This is a genomic window from Chitinophaga hostae, assembly GCF_018224885.1.
GTDB lineage: Bacteria > Bacteroidota > Bacteroidia > Chitinophagales > Chitinophagaceae > Chitinophaga > Chitinophaga hostae.
Map to the genome: position 1 here is coordinate 1 of NZ_JAGTXB010000050.1, position 1,276 is coordinate 1,276.

Below are 1,276 nucleotides of genomic sequence, written 5' to 3' on the forward strand. Positions count from 1 at the left end.
GACACTATAACAAAAACTGTGTAAACATAGAAAATCGGGGTTCGTAAGAGCTCCGATTTTTTTACTTTTAAACTTTACACAGACTATGAAAACCGAGGATTTTTTATCAGACGACTTTTTGAAGCAGTTTAAGACTGGACAGCAACTCAATGATTTTCTGGGAGAGATTCAGAAACGAGCCATTGAGAAGATGCTGGAAGGCGAACTGGATGGGCATTTAGGATATGAGAAGAATGAACAGAGCAAGAGTAAAAATGCGCGTAATGGCTACGGGAAAAAGAAGATTAAGACCCAATATGGGGAATCAGAGATCCAGGTGCCACGTGACCGGGATGCCAGTTTCAACCCCATGATCGTTCCCAAACGGGAAAGCATGGTAGAAGGTATAGAAGAAGTGATAGTTTCCCTCTACGCCAAAGGCATGAGCGTAAGTGATATCGAGGAACAGATCAAGGATGTTTACAAATTTGAAGTGTCTGCGGCAACAATCAGCCGGATCACCTCTCGGATAGCTGAAGACATTGTAGCATGGCAGAACAGGCCTCTGGAACGAATTTATCTAATCGTATGGATGGATGGCATTGTTTTCAAGGTCCGTGAGAACAGCAAAGTGGTCAATAAAACGGTTTACATTGCAGTAGGCCTGCGCCAGGATGGTTTTAAAGAGGTGTTGGGCATGTGGCTGGGCAAGAATGAATCTGCCGCCTACTGGATGACCGTGCTGACCGATATGAAGGCCCGGGGCATGGAAGACATCCTGATCACCGCTACTGATAACCTCAACGGCTTTACCCAAACCATCCGCACGGTGTTTCCGCAATCGGCCACCCAGGTTTGTGTTGTACACCAAATCCGCAACAGTTGCCGCTATGTAGTATGGAAAGACAAACGTGAGTTCAGCCATGACATGAAGGATATCTACGCGGCTCCCACGCGGCAGGCTGCTCAGGCAGGCCTACAGGCCTTGGAAGCTAAATGGGGCAGCAAGTATGGGTATGCTATCAAAAGCTGGAAGGACAACTGGGAAGAGTTGACCGTCTTTTTTGACTTCCCCATTGAAATCCGGCAGATCATCTACACCACCAACTTGATTGAAAACCTGAACGGCAAGATCAGGAAGTACACGAAGAACAAACTATCCTTCCCAACTGATGATGCAGTGCTCAAATCTGTATACCTGGCCTTGAGAGAGGTAACAAAAAAATGGACAATGCCAATTAGAAACTGGGGCATTGTCCTAGATCAATTTTTGACTATTTTTGAAAACAGGATCAGA

1 protein-coding gene is annotated in these 1,276 nt (G+C 45.8%); it reads left to right on the forward strand.

Annotated elements, in window-relative coordinates; translation table 11 throughout:
- Nucleotides 1–85: 85 nt before the first annotated feature.
- A partial coding sequence (locus KE626_RS34455; protein WP_211977698.1) for an IS256 family transposase occupies nucleotides 86–1,276 on the forward strand: 1,191 nt, incomplete at its 3' end.